Raw genomic sequence first — 19232 nt, 5'->3', positions numbered from 1 at the left:
TATGCAACAGCCTACTTCAACCCTATTCATCACGGGTGCTGCCCATGGATTTGGCGCAGACTTAGCGCGCACCTTAATCGCACCCCATACCCAACTGGTACTCCTAGATAATGATCTCAATGCATTAAATGCGCTGTATGATGAACTGGACGCCCAATTCCCCAATCAAATTTTTCTGTATCCTATGGATTTAAAGGGCGCGGTCGCCGCAGACTACCAACAGTTGGCAGAGACCTTAAACCAGCAATTTGGCCATTTAGACGGTCTCTATCTGAATGCCGCCATTTTACCGGCCTTTACCCCCATTGAGTATTTTGAGCCCATGCAGTGGTATGAGGTGATGCAGGTGAACCTGAACGCCAGTTTCCACCTTTTGCAAACGCTGTTACCTTTGCTCAAAAAGAGCTCAAAGGCACAAGTCGTGTCCATTGGTGATCAAGCAGTTCAACAACACCCAGCCTATTATGGTGCCTATGGCGTTGCCAAGGCGGGGTTAGCGCAACTGCTGAAAACCCTCTCTGCTGAACAGCAAAAATCGGCGATAGATTTCTGGCAAGCCGATTTACCCCCTTTTCAATCCAGTTTAAGAGCACGTCTTTTCCCCGGTGAAAATATTGAAGCCTTGCCTCTACCGCAACAGCTTGCCAAACAGCTTATCCAACAGCTCAAGGGGGAGTGCTGCGCATCTGACATTATTTTAAGCCCGCTTTAAAGCCCCTGCTTTTGATTGCGGGCATAAAAATCTCGTACCCATTTGGGCGCAGCATTGATCAGCGTTTGCGTATAGGGGTGTCGTGGTTGATAGAGCACCTGCTCGGTTTGTCCCTGTTCCACGATTTTTCCTTTCTGCATCACCGCCACTCGGTGCGCTAGGCTGGGGACAATTGAAAGATCATGGGTAATAAACAGATATGAGACTTCATAGCGTTTTTGCAAATCCTTTAGAATCTGCAGGACTTGGGCGCGCACCGTAACATCCAGTGCCGAAGTCGGTTCGTCGCAAATAATCAACTCCGGCTCGACGGCTAAGGCTCGCGCAATGCCAATGCGTTGGCGTTGGCCACCGGAAAATTCATGCGGATAGCGGAAACGATGCTCAGCCTCTAATCCCACCTGCTGTAACAACTCAATAATCCGCTGTTCCTGCCACGCTTTATCTTGCGGCCCGACCTTTAAGCTCACCATACCTTCACGAATAATCTCTTGAATCGTCATCCGCGGATTTAATGCGGAAAAGGGATCTTGGAAAATCACCTGAATGCGGCGACGAAAAGGCTTGAGCTGCTTCTCATTCAATGCGGTAATGTCCTGCCCTTCAATCGCTATACAGCCATCCGTAATCGGAATCAGACGCAGAATGGCTTGCCCAAGGGTACTTTTGCCACTGCCAGATTCACCGACCACCGCCAAAGTCTCACCTTTTTGCACCTTTAAACTGACCCCATCCACCGCACGGGTGTAATCTACCGTTCTTTGCAGCAAACCTTTTTTAATCGGAAACCAAACTTTTAGATTTTCCACAGCCAACAAAGTTTTCGGCTCTGGTTCAATTTTCGCTTCTAATTGTGGCAGTGCATTTTTTAGTAAGGTTTGGGTATAAGGATGCCGCGGCGATTCAAAAAAGTGTGCAGTCTCTGCCATCTCCACAATCTGCCCTTGCTGCATCACTGCCACACGATCCGCAATTTCTGCTACCACCCCCATATCATGGGTGATAAACAGAATCGATAATGAACGCTTTTGCTGAATGCTTTTTAATAACTGCAACACTTGTGCCTGAATGGTCACATCCAGCGCTGTCGTCGGCTCGTCCGCAATCAAGAGCTCCGGTTCACACGCCAACGCCATAGCGATCATAACCCGCTGTTTTTGTCCGCCCGACAGCTGATGCGGATACCAATGCAAACGATTTTCGGCATTGGGAATCCCCACCTCTTTAAACAGCTGAATCACCCTTTGTTGAACCGCTTTGCGACCCAGTTTTTGGTGGATTTGAATCACTTCAGCCACTTGGTCTCCAATGGTCATCACCGGATTCAACGCGGTCATCGGTTCCTGAAAAATCATCGCCATGCGATTGCCGCGCAAATGTTGCATGTCCGCTTCCGTCAGTTGCAATAGATCCTGCCCTTCAAGCAGCACCTTGCCCGCCGTCACCTTTAAGGCTTCAGGCAGTAGGCGCATAATCGCTAGAGAAGTGAGCGATTTTCCGCTCCCCGACTCACCGACCAAAGCAAAAACTTCTCCCCGCTGAATTTCAAACGAAATCCCTTTTAATAAAGTCGTCTGCGGCACTGAGGCCAATTGCAGCTGCAAGTTTTCCACAGTTAAAATCGGTTGTTTAGGGTGCGACATTATTTTTGATTCCTTGGGTCTAAAACGGTTTGAATCCGGTCAGAAAAGAGATTGGCCGCCAAGACCAACACAAACATAAATACAAAAGCAGCCAATAAAGACCACCACACCATCGGCTCGCGCGCCATCTCCAAGCGGGCTTGATTAATCATATTTCCCCAACTGTTCATCGTCGGATCAACACCAACGCCTACATAGGACAACACCGCTTCCGCCAACACCAGTCCGCTGAAATCCAACACCACCGAAATGAGCACGATATGCATTAAATTGGGCAAGATATGGGTATACAGTATTTTAAAATGGTTGACACCAAAAGCGCGCGCTGCTGTCACATAGTCGACCTGACTGATTTTTAAGGTTTCCGCTCGCACCAATCGGCACAGTGTGGTCCAGCTGGTCATGCCCAAAATCAGAATTAAAAACAGCAACCGCAAATCCGCTCGTTCCTGCAAGGTCTCAAACCATTGTGGATGGGTTTCCATAAATACCTGCATCATCAACACGGCCGCGGCGATGAGCAATACGCCGGGAATAGAATTCAGTGTGGTATAGAGATATTGAATCACATCGTCCACCCAGCCGCGGAAATAGCCCGCGCTGATCCCTAAAAACAGGGCCACAGGCAACATCACCAAAGTGGTGAGTACCCCTATCAATACACCGGTACGAATACTTTTTAAGGTCTGTAAAAAGACATCTTGTCCAATCTTATCGGTGCCAAAGACATGGTAGCTAAAGCTCAATAAATATCCCCAAAGTAGCAAACTTAACACGATCCACAGCGTCAAAAAGCCGGTTTTCCAAGGTATTTGCGTCTTATGAGCTTGGCAGGACTGGGGATTTTGGCATGTTTTCGCGGTTTGCCGTTTATGAAAAAACAGTACGAATAAGCTGCCCAGAAAAACAGCCGTCAAAGCAAAGGCTTCCACCCCTTTTCCTGCTATTGAGGTATGGGGATTGACATGTTTTAAGGGTAAAAACTGCTGCACCACTTGCCCGTTTTTGTCTTTGATAACAGAGCGACTGTACTCATGCGTAGCAAAAGGCGCGGAATAGGTGCGCTCTTGTCTCTGCTTTAAATGGGAAAATAGCAAATCTAGTCCACTGACCATTTCACTGCTGTAGTGCACAGTTTGACTGTTCGCAGGCGATACGGCTTGACGAAAATGGACTGAATCCAGCAACGCAATGGAAACATAAACCAAGAGCACCATTGCACTGCTTAAGGCAATTTTGGATTGAAAAATCTGTCGCCACTGCTGGCGTACCTGAGACGAACGAGCCAGCAACCGTCCCCAAAGCAAGAGCGCAATCACCAGCAGCCAAATCAATAAGTCCGTCCAGAGAAAGGTGAGCTTCATCTGCTTACCCCAACCTAACTCTTGGATCAAATAAGGTATAGGAAATGTCGGTCAAAATCAGACCTAAAATATAGAGCACCGACCCTAAAAACACCATTACTTTGACAATGGCAAAATCCTGCGCATTAATCGCATCAATGGTATAGCTACCCAACCCCGGAATGCCGAAGAAGGACTCCATAATTAAACTGCCCATAAACAGTGAAGGGATAATCACCACCACACCGGTTAAAATTGGCAGCAGTCCATTGGGAAAAACATGTTTAAACAGCACGCCCATTTCAGAGCGCCCTTTTGCCCACGCGGTGCGCACATAGTCCTTATTAATCTCTTCTAAAAACAGACTACGATACCAGCGCACCCCAGCCCCTAATCCCGCAAAAACGCCAATCACCACCGGCAGAATAATAAACTTCCAACTCTCCCAACCTGGGGCATAGCCAGAAATGGGCACCCAATGTAAGAGTTTACTGAACAACACTTGCCCCACAATAATATAAAACAGTGCCGATATAGACATAATCATAACCGCCACTACCATCGCCGTTAAATCCAGTTTGCTATGACGGAACAAAACTAAGAGTAACGCAAAACTGATATTGGTCACCAAGCCAATCAAAAAAGTCGGCAAAGCGATCGCTAAACTGGGCCACATGCGCTGTTGAATATCTTCAGCAATCTCACGCCCACTGTCAGAACGTCCAAAATCAAAAGTAAACAGCTTTAAAGATTGCTGAAAAAATAGGGTCTCTGTAACGGCCTGCAAACCTGAAGCCTCTCCATTTAGAAACAGCGGCTTATCATAGCCATGATCGGCTTTCCAAGCGGCAATCATTTGCGGGGTCACCTGTTTCGCCCCCAACTGCACCCTCGCCATGTCATCAGGGGTGTTGACGGTGAAAAACAGCAGAAAGGTGATTAAATTGACCCCTATTAGAATCGGCACCGCATAGAACAGGCGCTTAAGTAAATAGTGCCACATTTAGAGTGCCCTCCTCTGCTGTCGTTGCTGATACAGTCGCCAAGCGCCCCAAACCAAACTGATGCCAAGCAAAAACAGCGCAGCAAAAGGCCATAGTACCGGCGGATTCCATTGCTGCACGGCTTGCCAGCGACTCTGTCCGTCTATGCGACGGTATTTTAGACTGTTGTTTGCCATCAGGTTTGGATAGATATTGTGATACCAGTGATGATACAGCGTCAGGGACTTGGGATAGAACCCCCACACCCAAGGCGCATCTTTTTGTGCAATTTGAACCATTTTTTGAATAATCTTTAATCTTCTCGGTCCATTGGGCAGGGTTTGCATCTGCTGAAACAGTTGATTAAATTCTGGATTATCATAGTTTGCACTATTGATGCCGCTGCCAGCGGTCTTGACCACCCCATTGCCGCCATAGAGTAGAAATAGAAAATTTTCTGGGTCGGGATAGTCGGCATTCCAGCCCCAACTAAACAGCTGTACCTTACCTTGGCGCACCTTGTCTTGAAAACGATTGTAATCTGTCGCCCGAATCACCAATTCAATCCCAAGCTGTTTAAACTGCTTCATCATCCAATTCAACTGCGCCTTAGCATCTGCACCGGTGCCAATCGCATCATAATAGAGTTTAAGTGGTTGGCCGGTTTTAGCGGAAACCCCGTCCGGATAACCGGCTTCAGCTAACAATCTTTTGGCCTCGGCAAGGGATTTTCGCACTGGCTGTCCATTTTTCCAATCATAGACAAAAGGATTGTATTTTTCGACTTGTGCACCCATGATCCCAGGTGGAATAGGGCCTTGTGCCGCTTGACCGCGTCCATTTAAAAAGATGGAAATATACTCTTCATAATTGAGCGCAATGCTAATCGCTTGGCGCAATTTGCGTTTCTTCTCACTCAATCCCCCCACGACTGGATCCTGCATATTAAAGGCGAGATACATAATGCTCGGCTGCACGGCCGAGACAAACTGAATCCCCTTCTTTTCCATCGTCGGGGTTAATTGCATGCCATTTTGTTGCACCTGAATCGCTTGGTCAAAGCTGTCTGAACTGACACCAGAAGCGTCATAATAGCCTTGTAAGAATTTATTCCACAAAGGCACACTCTCTTTTTCCAAACTGAAAACCACCTCTTGAATAAATGGCAATCGTTTACCTGCATCTTTCAATAAGTGTTGCTGTTGTGCTTCAGATAAACCCTCCGTTTCCGATGGATAGGCTTCAAAATGAAAATTTGGATTTTTAACTAAACGCATGCGCAAATTCGGATTATTTTCTGCCAAATAATAGGGGCCGGTGCCAACTGGAAAGGTATCCAAAGTAATATTTTTCTTTTGTAAAAAAGCTGAATGGTAAAAGCGATCCGCTTCCCAAGGAATAGGCGCAAAAAAGTTCATACTCAACCAATAGAGAAATTGTGGATAGCGACCTTTGATGCGAATGGAAAAATGACGGCTGTCCTGCACTTGAACCCCAGAAATGGCATAGGGACGTAAATCGAGCCACTGCCCTTTTTGCTGTTTTGCCAGCTGCGTCACCTTTTCAGAGTAAGCTTTTAAACCCACGATATAGCGCATCATCGTATCTAAAATAGGCGAATGGTTTTGTCGCACCGCCATGCGCTTAATAGCATACACATAGTCTGCTGCCACCAGTGAACGACTGCCCAATTTAGGGAAATCCATTGGCGAGGTGACCTCCGCTAAAATTTTCTGTTGTTGCGCAGAAAGCTGATCATAGACAAATGCGGGATGAGGCTGATAGCGAATATCGGAACGCAATGCAAAGTGATATTCCGAATAGACAACCTCTGGACTCGTAGCCGGCACCTCTTGCCCTGCGCGATCCAGATAAATCACCTTCGGCATCTGTGTTAAGGTCAGCGGTTCAAGCTGATAAGGGCGCTTAAGATAGGCATACTGCAACGGCGGCTCATAAATTTGACTCATGATCCCCCACTCATTGGCCGAGTAAGAGACCACAGGGTCTAAATGTTTAGGCGGCGTTGCAAAACTACTGAAAAGAATGGGTTGCTGAATTTTCTCAACTGGATAGGGGCTATTCCAGGGGACGAGCGCTTGTACCCAGCTAGAAAAAAACAGTGTCAGAAAAAACCCGATGACTCTCATGGAGCTTAAGTATCAATCCGACATTTTTGCAATTTTTGAACTTGCCAAACATAAAATAGATAAAGCGCAAAAGTCAATGCCCCCAATATCCAGATATGCTGTCCTTCAACGAGATTGGAAACAAACACAATGATCACGGCCACCGAGGCAATATAACGCAAATCATAAGTAAACAATTTCAATGCAAATGGGGACAAATGCAGATGCGCATTCCTTTTCTCATCTGTCAACGTCCAGCCCATAAAGATCGCCATCAGCAGGCCGCCTAATGGCAACATAATATTGGCAGTGATAAAGTCTAGGGTATCAAAAAACGTTCGATCCCCTAGGAAATGAATGTCTTTCCAATCATTAAACGAAAAGACCGTACCCAACCCTAACAACCAACAAAGGCCTCCCAGCCACCAAGCGGCTTTAACCCGACTGATTCCCCAGTTTTGTTCTACCCAGCTCACTGCAGGCTCAATCAGCGAAATGGCTGAACTCAAAGCGGCCATCACCACCAGCAGAAAAAACAATGAACCAAATAACCATCCACCTGCCATCTGGCCAAAAGCCACTGGAAGTGTTTGGAAAAGTAACCCTGGCCCTGCCCCAGGCTCCAATCCATTCGAAAAGACAATCGCAAAAATCACCACACCGGCCATTAAAGCCACCAAAGTATCCATTGCAGCAATCCAAATACCCGCCTTCACAATTGAATATTCTCGCTTCATATAGGAGCCATAAACCATCATGGTGCCCATACCAATACTTAAAGTAAAAAAGGCGTGGCCCATCGCAATCAATACAGCTTGCCACGTCAATTTAGAAAAGTCGGGATTAAAAAGAAAATGCACACTTTGACTAAAACCAGAGGTCGTTGCTGCATAGCCGATCAACACCAATAGAATCAAAAATAAACCTGGCATCATAAAGTTAATCGCCTTTTCTAAACCACTTTTTACCCCTCTTGCCACCGTCAAAATGGTATAGAGGATGACCAAACTGTGCCAAAAAATAAGCTGGCCGGGACTGGCTAACAAGGCTGAAAAATGGTTTTGTACCTGCGGTGCGGTAATCCCACTAAATTGCCCCATCACACTTTCAAAGAAATAGGCCAATGCCCAACCGGCAATCACCGTATAGAAAGAGAGAATTAAAACGCCCGCCAACATCCCATTGACCCCTAGCAGCGCCCAATATTTAGAAGCGCCATTTTCACGAGCCAAATTGGCCATCGCCTGAACGGGGTTGGCTTTTCCCATTCGACCGAGCGCAATTTCAGTAATTAATACCGGAATACCGATGGCAAGTACACAAGCTAAATAGACGAGTACAAAAGCCCCGCCACCGTTTTCACCCGTAATATAAGGAAATTTCCAGATATTCCCCAAACCTACGGCTGAACCGACTGCAGCGAGAATAAAAGCGGTTTGAGAAGACCAAGATTGTGTGGAAAGTTTAAGTTTTGCCATGATTTTCCTCTATAATAATTCTATTATTTTTACATTATAGCAAACTATTATGCATATCCAGGCCAACCAATCTCTGCAACCCTACAATACCTTTCATATTGATGTAAAAACGCAATACCTTGTTGAAATCAGCAAGCAGAGTGATATTCCGACTCTCCGTTCGGATATTAAGTTGGCCTCACTGCCTTGGTTTGTGCTGGGAGATGGCAGTAATGTCTTATTTACCCATGATATTCAAGGCGTTACCGTTCGTTGTGGCTATCGTAAAATCCGTATCATGAAAGAAGACAATGAGAGCGTTTGGCTCTCAGTCGGGGCAGGCATATCCTGGCATGAATTCGTTCGCCATACGGTTGAAAATGGCTATTGGGGCTTAGAAAACCTGGCGTTAATTCCTGGTACGGTCGGTGCCGCACCCGTGCAAAATATTGGTGCTTATGGAGCAGAAGCGCGTGACACCATTACCCGTGTTCAAACCTTAAATCTCATGACGGGCGAACGGCAGGAATTCCGTAATGCCGACTGTCAATTTGGCTATCGAACCAGTATTTTTAAACAAACCTATCGCAATCAGTTGCTTGTGCATCGGGTGACCTTCAAGCTTAAAAAATTACCATTTGGTCACCCTGATCTCACTTATGAGCCTTTACAAGCAGCACTCAGTGACATTCCCAAAGAAGCACTCACCCCGCAAAAAATTTTTGATGCCGTGGTAAACATTCGAAAACAGCGCTTACCCGATCCCAATGTACATGGAAATGCAGGCAGTTTTTTTAAAAACCCTATTGTCTCGGCTGAATATTTTGAACGCCTTATCGAAAAATTTCCACAAATGCCGCATCACCAGCTATTGGACCGTACCTACAAAATTCCGGCGGGTTGGCTCATTGAGCAAGCGGGTTGGAAAGGCAAACGACATGGACAGGCGGCCGTTTCGGAACAGCATGCACTGGTGTTGATTAATTTAGGGGGGGCGACAGGTAAAGAAATCTTAGAGCTCGCCCATATGATTCAAGAAGATGTGAACCAAAAATTCGGTATTTACCTAGAACCCGAAGTCACCATTATTTAAACTCCGAAGCTGCCGAGGCTTGTTGCGATTCACTAATGGCTAAATTCACTTTGTCTTCAATATAAAGCGTACGTGTTGGAAAGGCCATTTCAGCTTGATGTGAATCAATGATCTGATTGATCTCAAGCAATATACGCTCTTTCACATGATGATAAGTGACCCAATCTGTGGTGCGCGTAAACGTATAGAGTAAAAAGTTTAAAGAAGATTCAGAAAACTCTAAAAAATTCACAATAATCACCTGATTTTGGTCAATATCAGGATGATTTTGTAACATATTCCGGATATCTGCGGTGATTTGCGCCATTTTACGTACATCACAATAACGCACCCCGATCACTTCTTTAATGCGCCGATTCGTCATTCGAGAGGGGTTTTCAATGGCAATATTAGAGAAAATTCCGTTAGGAATATATAGCGGCCGCTTATCAAAGGTGCGAACCACTGTCATCCGCCAACCAATTTTTTCCACTGTCCCCTCAATTTCTCTATCCGGAGAGCGAATCCAGTCTCCAACCACAAAAGGCTTATCAATATAGAGCACCAGACCCCCAAAAACATTCCCTAAGAGATCCTTAGCGGCAAAACCAACCACTATCCCACTCATGCCCCCAAAGGCTAACAACCCTGTCGGATCCACGCCCCAAGCACTGAGCACAATAATGACGGTAATAATAAACGCAATCAATTTAATTAGTTTAGAAAGCGCTTCAACCGTCGCCGCATCAAACCTTGAATCCTTTTTCTCGACCTTTTTCAACTCCTGTTCTAACCGTCCGGCAACGCGAATGGCATACCAACCCACTAATAAAACTAAGAGTGTTGACTTAGTATTTTGGATATAGGGTATCGTTTCAGTCCATAATTGAAAACGCATCATCAGCGTGGTCACGGCCCAAGTGACGCCTGTAACCCAAATTGCGAGACTGACCGGTCCCGTCGCTGCAGACACAAAAGCATCCCACATCATAAAATGCTTGGCCACCAAATGTCGATGCAGTCGATAAATAAACCAGCGCACCAAGATGTCCACAATCAAAGTTGTGGTCAGCGTTAACACGACTAACAATAACCAAACTTGCCCACCAAATAAGGCCACTAAATCCCCCCAAATTTGACCAAAAAAATGGATCAGTGGGGTTAAAAAATTCATAAATTCAACCGATTCTTTCTGCATTACAGCAGCTCCTGTTGTTCTGTTGCCTCAGTCAAAGCCATCATTTTTTGATGTGCGGCTTGCCATAAAGGGTCATAGGGAAGTTTAGAATAACGCATTTGTGGATGGCCATGCATCCGAATTAAGCGTGCGTGAGAGAGAGGATCTGCATGGAAATCCACCTCATGCAGCACCTGTTCCATCTCTTCAAAATCATTACACAGTAATACCAAGTCACAGCCGGCTTGTAGCGCTTTAAGCGTTCGTTCAGAAGGACTGCCGATGGCTTTTGCTGCCGCCATTCCCAAATCATCGCTGATAATACAGCCCTCAAAATAAGACTGTTTGCGTAAAATCTGCTGTAACCAACGAGACGAAAAGTCTGCCGGCAAAGAATCCACCTGCGGATAAATCACATGGGCCGGCATGATCGCTTCCCCCCCATTTTCAATAAAACTTAAAAACGGCTGAAGGTCGTGATGACGGATTTCATCCAAATTCCGCTTATCGACCGCCACTTCTAGATGGGTATCCGCTTGAATATAACCATGCCCTGGGAAATGTTTAGCCACTGCCGGCATGCCCGCCTGATGCATGCCCTGCATTATGGCAACCCCAAGCTGCGCTACAGCTTGGGGAGAACGGTGCAGAGCACGATCGCCAATCACACTGCTTTGCCCATAATCTAAATCTAACACCGGCGCAAAACTAAAATCTACCCCCACACTTAACAATTCGGTTGCCAACAGCCAACCCAGTTGTTCCGCCAAAGCCAAACCTTGTTTGGGGTTTTCATCATAGTGCTGCCCCAAAACTCGAGCGGGCGGTAAGTGGGTAAACCCTTGCTTAAATCGTTGTACCCTTCCCCCTTCATGATCAACGCCAATCAATAGTTTAGGATGACGCAAGGCATGAATTTCACGGGTAAGCGTTTCTAGCTGCTCGGGAGATGCAAAATTACGAGAAAACAGGATGACCCCAGCGACCAGTGGGTGCATTAAGCGTTTGCGGTCATTAGAGGTTAAGGTACAGCCCTCAATGCCCACCATCACGCTGCCAAGAGACATGGCTTGACCTAGAATTTTTTGCATCATAAAAAGGGATAATTGGAAATAGTGTTATTATAAACAGATTGAAAGGTAGATCACTGAAAAGAAATGGTGGGTCGTGCGCGATTCGAACGCGCGACCAATTGGTTAAAAGCCAACTGCTCTACCAGCTGAGCTAACGACCCATCTATTTATGAATGTATTCTTTGAAAGTGTTAAGAACAGGGCGGAATTATACAGATTGAAACAAAAATCTCAAGCATTTTTCGATTTTTCCCGTCCATCTTTTTCTTGTATGCCAACTCTATAGCAATGCTATAAGCAAATGCGCATTGAAGAACTTTTATCAATTGAGAAAACTTGGCTGTATCAATCTCTCTAAAATCAAATCAAATCAAATCAACTTCTCGCAGCTGTTCATCCTGGGTTTTATCTTTATCCTTTGCATCATTCCACTTTTTCTTTAAAGACTCTATCGCCGTTTTAGATTTTTCTTGCAAAGGTTGTGTTTTTTTATCGAGGTATTCAAGGCCTTCATATGTTTTTTCTTTCACCACTTCAGCCCCCTGTTTAACAGAATCGACAATATCATCTGCCACACTGGCTTGACTGACATTTAAAAAATTTAACGTCATAAAAAAGACCATCGTTAATATTACATTTTTCATTTTTTCATCCCTCTTTCAAACTGACCTCTTAAATAGAGTCAACCTAGTGAAGGCGCCTGGTTAAAGACGCCCTCACCGACATTACATCTTAGCAAGATACTCTGCAACCTCTTCAATCTGTTGATCAGAAAAATTGGCCACATTGGGTGCCATCATCGATGTCATCGGGCCAAACTGCTGACCATCACGATAGCCTTTAAGCTTTTGCACTAAATCCACTTTTGATTTTCCACGGAGCTTAGGGCCCACACCGCCTTCAGCTGTCACGCCATGACAGCCAACACAAGTCGAATCATATATTTTCTTACCTGGATTCTCTGGCGTTGCCGACGCTTCAGCCATGGGTTGTTTAACATCTGCCGTGCTTTGCTGAGTGGCTTGTGATTGTGCAGGCGTCACAAGCTCTCTGGGGGCTGAATGGGATTGCTGAATTTTTTGAGTTTCTTGAGTCGCTTTAGGCGCCTCTTTTTTCTCAACAGAATCCGCAGATGAATGTGTAGATTGCGCTGGCTCGCTCTGATTATTACTGCCTGAACATCCCACTAAACCCAGGGTAACAATTGCTCCCAAAAGCACTGGATTGAATGTTTTCAATAAGACTGACTTTTTCATGAATCTCTTCCTCTATTCGGTTGAATATCTTTGGAAGTCTGCATTGGCATTCAAGTCGATTCAGAATCCCATTGCAACTTCATTGGTAATATTAGCACCTTGCCCATATACTTTTAAGATTTTTAGACAAAAGCGTTAATACAAGCCTAAAAGGATGAGTTAAAATGCGATAGACCTTTTTATAAAAAGGTTGCGAAATCAGAAGGGATCAAAAAATAAACAATGGTGCGGAGGGAGGGAATCGAACCCTCAAGCCCTTAACGGGCGCGGGATTTTAAGTCCCGTGCGTTTACCAATTTCGCCACCCCCGCATTAAATGGAATAATGCTTTGGATTGTACCTTTGACACCGCTAAACGTAGGCTGTCGTGAAAAGGTGATGCGTATTATACGGTTCTTTATTCGCCTGTCAATTTTTTTGTAGAAGAGTGGCCAAAAAATTTTGAATACTCGTGCGACGCCCCAAAAATAAACAATGCCGACTCAGTGTTAGACATTCTCCCTAAATCCATTTATGATTCTGTATCAGTCTCTATTGAAATGTTGCTATGACCCTGCAGGCGTTTTTAACACACCTTTTCCATTTAAGGATTTAAAGTCATGATAAACAAAGACCCTTCTATTAATATCGCCATTCCGCAGCTGCCTGAAAAGATTGCTGGACTGAAAGAGATCGCTTTAAATTTATGGTGGACCTGGCATCCTCGCGGTAAGCACCTTTTTAAACTGCTCAACGCTTATTTATGGAAGGAAAGCAACCATAATCCCATTCTGATGCTTAATCGCCTCTCTCAAGAAGAGTTAGAACAGGCCTGCTCAGATGAGTATTTTATGCGTGAGTATCACTATGTTTATGATCTATTTAAAGCTTATATTAACGATACCAATATTTATGCTGAAGAACCCCTGCCCATCGCTTATTTTTGTGCAGAATATGGCTTACACCATTCAGTGCCCATCTATTCTGGCGGATTAGGTTTTTTAGCCGGTGATATTTTAAAAGAGTCCAGTGATATGGGGTTACCGATGGTTGGTATTGGCTTTATGTATCCTCAAGGCTATGTCCGTCAAATTATTGGAACCGATGGTTGGCAAAATGGCACGGAAGAACCCATCGACAAAGATGTGGCCCCCATTGAGCGTGTCTTAGATGAAGATAACAACCACTTTACCATTCAAGTGCCCTTTATTGATCCGCCGGTTTATGCCAGCGTTTGGAAAATAAATGTTGGTCGCGTCACCCTTTATCTTTTAGATACCGATATCGAACAGAATGATCCTTGGGATCGGCAGATCTCATCTCGTTTGTATACGCCGGATATCAATCAGCGGTTGCGCCAACAAATTGTGCTCGGCATTGGGGGGTATCGTGTTTTGGAAGCGCTTGGGATTCAATACTCCATCTTGCATCTGAATGAAGGTCACCCTGCTTTCGCACTTTTCGAACGTGTTCGTAGCTTTATGGAAAATGATCAATTAAGCCTAGATGCGGCCATAGAAAAAGTGAAGAAAACCTCTGTATTTACGACGCATACCCCCTTACAAGCGGCAACGGATGTCTATGATTTTGACATGATCAGCGCATCCTTTAAAGACTACTGGGAAGCTTTAGGGATGGATAAAGAGCAATTTATGAACTTTGGACTCAATCCTGACAACCCCAATGCCGGCTTTAATATGACCATCTTTGGACTCAATATGTGTCAGCACCGAAATGCCGTCAGTCAAAAACATCAAGCGGTCGCTGCTAAAATTTGGGCTCATGTTTTACCTAAGACCCCACAACCGGCAATCGATTATGTCACCAATGGCGTCCACCTTCCCACTTGGCTTAATGATGATTTAAGTGAACTGCTTAATGATTCATTGGGAGAGAAGTGGCAACTTGTACAAGATAAACAGGATTTATGGGGCTTTATTCAAGAGATTGACGATCAAATCCTCTGGGACATTTCTCAAAAAAATAAAACCCTTATGGTCAACTTTATCCGTGAACGTGTCCGCATGAAATATGCAGATGAAGGTGTCGATCCTACTGTTGCCATGGCGGAAGGTGTTCTCTTAGATCCGGATATTTTAACCATTGGATTTGCGCGCAGAATGACTGCCTATAAGCGACCTGATTTGATTCTGCACGATCTGGAGAGACTCAACCAAATCTTAAATCATAGCGAAAAACCGGTTCAAATTATTTTTGCCGGCAAAGCCCACCCTTCTGATCTGGAAGGGAAAAGAATTCTGCAACATATCTTTAAAACCGCTCAAGACAGCCGTTTTAGAGGACGCATCGCTTTTGTAGAAGATTATGGTGAAAGTGTGGCTAAATATCTGCTGCATGGGGTTGATATTTGGCTGAATAACCCTCAAATTCCACTTGAAGCCTGTGGCACCAGTGGTATGAAAGCTTCTCTCAATGGCACCCTTCATCTATCGGTTTTAGATGGTTGGTGGCCTGAAGCTTATAATGGTGAAAATGGCTGGGCATTTGGTGTGGAACCTTCTGACAATGCCAAAGATGCGGAGAAGTTATATGCACTGCTCGAAAATGAGATCGTCCCGCTCTATTATGATATGGATTCTAAAGGGATTCCCCATCAATGGGTCCAGAAAATGAAAACAGCCATTATGACCATTCCACCCGCTTTCAGTGCGAGACGGATGATGAAAGATTATCTTCAGAAATTTTATATCCCAATCTCAAAAGAGTTGGGACATAAATAAAGCTATAAAGGTCTCAAATTAAACAAATGGATCTTCTAACACCAAGGTTTGAGCACGATCAGGCCCAGTTGAGATAATAGAGACCTTCACCCCAACCTGCTGCTCTAAAAACTGGATATAGTTTTTAGCCGCTTCGGGGAGGGCTTCCCAACTTTGAATACCAACGGTATTCGTCTGCCAACCTGGAAGGGTTTCATATTGAGGGATCACCTTTTCATACTCATCTGCACTGTAAGGCGGTAAATCGACACGCTCACCCTCTACTAAATAATGGGTACATACCTTAATTTCGGCTAAGGTATCCAAAACATCCAGTTTGGTTAAACAGAGGCCACTTAGTCCATTGACTTGCGCAGAACGGCGCAAGGCGACCGCATCAAACCATCCACAACGGCGTTGACGACCGGTTGTAGCGCCGAACTCGGCACCGCGTGTCCCCAAAATTTTACCAATGGGATCCCCTTCATCTTTTTCGACATCATAGACCAATTCTGTCGGGAAAGGGCCGCTACCGACCCGCGTAGCATACGCCTTGGTAATCCCTAATACATAATCAATGTTGCACGGACCAATACCTGATCCAGCTGAAACACCACCCGCCGTAGTATTGGATGATGTGACATAAGGATAGGTACCTTGGTCGATATCCAACAGGGTCCCTTGCGCTCCTTCAAACATCAGATTCTGACCGGATTGATTGAGCGTATCAATGAGGCTTGGAATATCCGCCAACATTGGTACCACCATTTCTGCATAGCCTTGAACTTTCTCCCATAAATTCTCAAAGCTAACCGGCTCACACTGATAGTAATTTTCCAACATATAGTTGTGATAATCACACACTTCTTTCAATTTGTGACGAGTCGCCTCAAGGTTTTTCAAATCCCCTGCACGCAATCCTCGACGTGCCACCTTGTCTTCATAAGCTGGGCCGATGCCTCGGCCAGTGGTGCCAATCGCTTTATTCCCGCGCGCTTTTTCTCTTGCTTGGTCTAAAGCCACATGGTAATCCAAGATCAAAGGACAGGCTTCACTGATTTTAAGTCGATTTCTGACAGGCAATCCGGTCGCTTCTAACTGCTCTACCTCTTTTTGTAGGGCATCTGGAGCCACAACCACACCGTTTCCAATTAAACACTGTACCTCTTCTCTTAAAATGCCTGAAGGAATCAGATGTAAAACCGTCTTTTTGCCATCAATCACCAAAGTATGCCCGGCATTATGTCCGCCTTGAAAGCGCACCACAGCTGCGACACGATCGGTTAAAAGGTCAACAATCTTACCTTTACCTTCATCTCCCCATTGGGTTCCAACGACAACAATATTTCTTTTGCTCATTTTTCACTCTTTATGGTTTCAATCATCCACTCATCATCCTGTTGCGCAAGGTATTGGCTTCCCTCTGGCAGCTGGGTGATATCCGCGCATTTAATTACCTGAATCCCTTGTGATTTTAAATCCTTAATCTTTTGCTTCAGTTGACCACTGGCATGCACTGGTGCATAGACCGCATCTGGAAAATCGGGCATCACTTCTGGTAAAAGGTCTAAGGCACCGCGCAAGTCCATACTGAATCCGGTTGCAGGTAAGTCTTGTCCAAACTGCACCCCGACACCGTTATAGCGTCCCCCTTTAGCCAACAGATAAAGGGGTTTTGATGAAGCGTAGCAGCCAAAAATCACGCCTGTGTGATAGTGAAAACCGCGCAATTCAGCTAAATCGACAAACAGATTAACATCGGGTGTTTCCGAAAAGTGCGCAACAATGGTCGCTAAGCGCTCAATAAACTGATCAATGTTCGGTGATAATCCGCTCAAGCTTTTGGCCGCTCGTAACAGCGCCTCCTTGGGCTCACCTGTTAAATTTAAAAATTGGCTAAACGCTGTTTTAAGCGGCTCATTAAACGCTTTCTCTGCAAGAAAAGTTTCATATTCAGGCACTGCTTTGCGTTGCAAAATATCGACTAATTGCTGCTTTTCAATGTCACCCAATTCTGCAAGCTGAATCAATTCATTAAAGATCCCGACATGCCCTAAACTCAGCGTTAAGTCTTCAATGCCAATATTTTGTAAAGCATCGATCATCAATTCGATCACTTCAATATCTGCAGTCACATCATCAATGCCAAATAGTTCTACCCCCGCTTGGATAGGACTGCGTGACCCTTTGGCTTTATTATTACGTGTGCGCAACACTTCAGCTACATAACAAAGGCGAACGGGCAATTCAGATTCAGTGGGTTTGATTCGGTTACTGACAATGCGTGCCACCTGCGGCGTCACATCTGCTCTAACCCCCATCATTTTGCCACTCTCTTGATCAGTAAAGCGGCATAATTCAGTCGCTTGGTGCTGTCCTGTCCCTGTGAGTAGTGAATCCGTAAATTCAGCAATTGGTGTTAAAATCAGTCCATAGCCGGCCATTTGAAATTCATCAACCAAACTACGACGGTAGTGTTCTAATTTATAGGCTTGAGAAGGCAGTAGGTCTTCTATCCCATCCGGTGTAAACCAAATCATCTGTTGCATCATAAAAATATCTTAATTTAAAATCAAAATGATAAAAGTACCAATAATAATACTGGTCAAGCCCATTAATCTTAACTGATTTTCAGGCAATTGCGTGACTTGCAGCATCATTTTTCGCCAAAATTCTGGAAACATAAAAGGCAGTAGCCCTTCAAGAACCAACATCATGCCAAATGCGGCAAGCAGTATCTGTTCTAACACGCTTTAGACCCCCTGATGTTTCAAGAACTCACCCATAAAAAAGGTGGGAAACCCCACCTTTAATCGGATTGCAAAAAAATTATTTTCCTGCTTTTTCAAAATACTTAAAGTACTCTGATTTAGGATCGACCACAATCATATCAGACTTGTCCTTAAAGGCTTGCTGGTATGCATTTAAACTCTGATAGAAAGCGAAAAATGGCTTATCTTTAGAATAGGCTTGTGCATAAATTTTTGACGCTTGAGCATCCCCCTGCCCGCGAATTTTTTCAGCTTTACGATAGGCTTCAGCCAAAATGACGACACGCTGACGATCCGCATCGGCGCGAATTTTCTCTGCAGCTTCCGCCCCTTGAGAACGCAAATCTTTAGCCACTCGGTTACGCTCGGCTTCCATTCGACGGAAAACAGAATCACTGACATCCGCCGGTAAATCAATACGCTTAATACGAATATCGGCAATTTCAATCCCGAAGCTTTTCGCTTGTTCATTGGCATCATGATTAATCTTCTTCACCAATTGATCGCGATCACCCGAAACCAACTCTTGAACCGTACGCTCACCAAAGGCGGCGCGCAAATCATCTTTGACAATTTGCGACAAACGCAAATTGGCCATACGGTAATCCCCACCCATGGTGGTATAAAATTTCTTCGCATCGACGACGCGCCATTTTACAAAAGAGTCCACAATAAGGTTTTTCTTTTCTCTCGTAAGATAACGCTCCGGCGCTGCATCTAGCGACTGTAAACGTATATCAAAAGTTTTGACATTGTTCACAAAAGGCGTTTTAAAATGCAAACCGGGTTTCACATTCGCCTTAACAATTTCCCCTAAGCGGAACAGAATCGCTGTTTCCCATTGTTGGACTGTATAAACTGAGCTGCCTAAAATAAAAAGCAGTACAGCAAGAAAAATACCGATTGTCGATTTCATA

The 19232-nt window shown here is 44.9% G+C and carries 16 protein-coding genes and 2 tRNA genes; 3 read left to right on the top strand and 15 right to left on the bottom strand.

Annotated features, from left to right (window positions below; translation table 11 throughout):
* The first annotated feature begins 1 nt into the window (after position 1).
* Entirely contained in the window at positions 2–712 is a 711-nt protein-coding gene (locus tag ACYQ05_RS02165) for an SDR family NAD(P)-dependent oxidoreductase (protein ID WP_459817896.1), read from the top strand.
* On the opposite strand, the gene ACYQ05_RS02160 is transcribed toward ACYQ05_RS02165, so the two are convergent.
* From ACYQ05_RS02160 to ACYQ05_RS02140, 5 genes are read right to left on the bottom strand one after another with little or no spacing between them, the layout of a single operon-like run.
* Positions 709–2355: an ABC transporter ATP-binding protein gene (locus tag ACYQ05_RS02160; RefSeq protein ID WP_459817894.1), complete on the bottom strand. Its 1647-nt coding sequence runs from the start codon at positions 2353–2355 to the stop codon at positions 709–711. The two genes, ACYQ05_RS02165 and ACYQ05_RS02160, sit on opposite strands and share 4 nt — an antisense overlap.
* Positions 2355–3719, bottom strand: coding sequence for an ABC transporter permease (locus ACYQ05_RS02155; RefSeq protein WP_459817892.1), 1365 nt, complete (start codon positions 3717–3719; stop codon positions 2355–2357). The genes ACYQ05_RS02160 and ACYQ05_RS02155 overlap by 1 nt, the downstream gene beginning before the upstream one ends.
* Positions 3720–3723: 4 nt before the next feature.
* On the bottom strand, positions 3724–4701 hold the full coding sequence (locus tag ACYQ05_RS02150; protein WP_459817891.1) for an ABC transporter permease: 978 nt from the start codon (positions 4699–4701) through the stop codon (positions 3724–3726).
* The gene (locus tag ACYQ05_RS02145; RefSeq protein WP_459817889.1) at positions 4702–6831 is read right to left on the bottom strand and encodes an ABC transporter substrate-binding protein; all 2130 of its coding nucleotides are present in this window, start codon (positions 6829–6831) and stop codon (positions 4702–4704) included. It abuts the gene before it with no gap.
* A gap of 5 nt (positions 6832–6836) precedes the next feature.
* Positions 6837–8288 carry a sodium-dependent transporter gene (locus ACYQ05_RS02140; protein WP_459817887.1) on the bottom strand — a complete coding sequence of 484 codons (1452 nt, stop codon included), beginning with the start codon at positions 8286–8288 and terminating at the stop codon, positions 6837–6839.
* Between the two features lie 49 nt (positions 8289–8337).
* On the opposite strand from ACYQ05_RS02140, the gene murB reads away from it, so the two are divergent.
* A complete protein-coding gene (gene murB / locus ACYQ05_RS02135; protein ID WP_459817885.1) occupies positions 8338–9360 on the top strand; it encodes a UDP-N-acetylmuramate dehydrogenase in 1023 nt (340 codons plus the stop codon).
* Here murB and ACYQ05_RS02130 read toward each other — a convergent pair.
* The 6 genes from ACYQ05_RS02130 to ACYQ05_RS02105 form a co-directional block, all read right to left on the bottom strand.
* On the bottom strand, positions 9353–10537 hold the full coding sequence (locus ACYQ05_RS02130) for a mechanosensitive ion channel family protein (protein ID WP_459817883.1): 1185 nt from the start codon (positions 10535–10537) through the stop codon (positions 9353–9355). The genes murB and ACYQ05_RS02130 overlap by 8 nt on opposite strands.
* Entirely contained in the window at positions 10537–11610 is a 1074-nt protein-coding gene (gene nagZ, locus ACYQ05_RS02125; RefSeq protein ID WP_459817881.1) for a beta-N-acetylhexosaminidase, read from the bottom strand. The genes ACYQ05_RS02130 and nagZ overlap by 1 nt, the downstream gene beginning before the upstream one ends.
* A 64-nt stretch (positions 11611–11674) precedes the next feature.
* A tRNA-Lys gene (locus tag ACYQ05_RS02120) sits at positions 11675–11750 on the bottom strand.
* Positions 11751–11954: 204 nt separating this feature from the next.
* Complete coding sequence (locus ACYQ05_RS02115; protein ID WP_459817879.1) at positions 11955–12200, bottom strand: hypothetical protein; 246 nt, start codon at positions 12198–12200, stop codon at positions 11955–11957.
* A 114-nt stretch (positions 12201–12314) separates the two neighbouring features.
* On the bottom strand, positions 12315–12845 hold the full coding sequence (locus ACYQ05_RS02110) for a c-type cytochrome (RefSeq protein ID WP_459817878.1): 531 nt from the start codon (positions 12843–12845) through the stop codon (positions 12315–12317).
* 223 nt (positions 12846–13068) lie between these two features.
* A tRNA-Leu gene (locus ACYQ05_RS02105) sits at positions 13069–13156 on the bottom strand.
* 288 nt (positions 13157–13444) lie between these two features.
* On the opposite strand from ACYQ05_RS02105, the gene glgP reads away from it, so the two are divergent.
* A complete protein-coding gene (gene glgP / locus ACYQ05_RS02100) occupies positions 13445–15565 on the top strand; it encodes an alpha-glucan family phosphorylase (protein ID WP_459817877.1) in 2121 nt (706 codons plus the stop codon).
* Positions 15566–15583: 18 nt separating this feature from the next.
* Here glgP and ACYQ05_RS02095 read toward each other — a convergent pair whose 3' ends face one another.
* The 4 genes from ACYQ05_RS02095 to hflC form a co-directional block, all read right to left on the bottom strand.
* On the bottom strand, positions 15584–16903 hold the full coding sequence (locus ACYQ05_RS02095) for an adenylosuccinate synthase (RefSeq protein ID WP_459817875.1): 1320 nt from the start codon (positions 16901–16903) through the stop codon (positions 15584–15586).
* On the bottom strand, positions 16900–18096 hold the full coding sequence (locus ACYQ05_RS02090) for an ATP phosphoribosyltransferase regulatory subunit (protein WP_459817873.1): 1197 nt from the start codon (positions 18094–18096) through the stop codon (positions 16900–16902). Before ACYQ05_RS02090 ends, ACYQ05_RS02095 begins: the two co-directional genes overlap by 4 nt.
* A gap of 9 nt (positions 18097–18105) precedes the next feature.
* Positions 18106–18294: a DUF2065 domain-containing protein gene (locus ACYQ05_RS02085; RefSeq protein ID WP_459817871.1), complete on the bottom strand. Its 189-nt coding sequence runs from the start codon at positions 18292–18294 to the stop codon at positions 18106–18108.
* A gap of 79 nt (positions 18295–18373) precedes the next feature.
* Entirely contained in the window at positions 18374–19231 is an 858-nt protein-coding gene (gene hflC / locus ACYQ05_RS02080) for a protease modulator HflC (protein ID WP_459817869.1), read from the bottom strand.
* Position 19232 lies beyond the last annotated feature (1 nt).

The organism is Galenea microaerophila (genome assembly GCF_054657255.1).
Note: the sequence above shows the minus strand (reverse complement) of the source record. Positions and strands in the feature narration are given on the sequence as shown.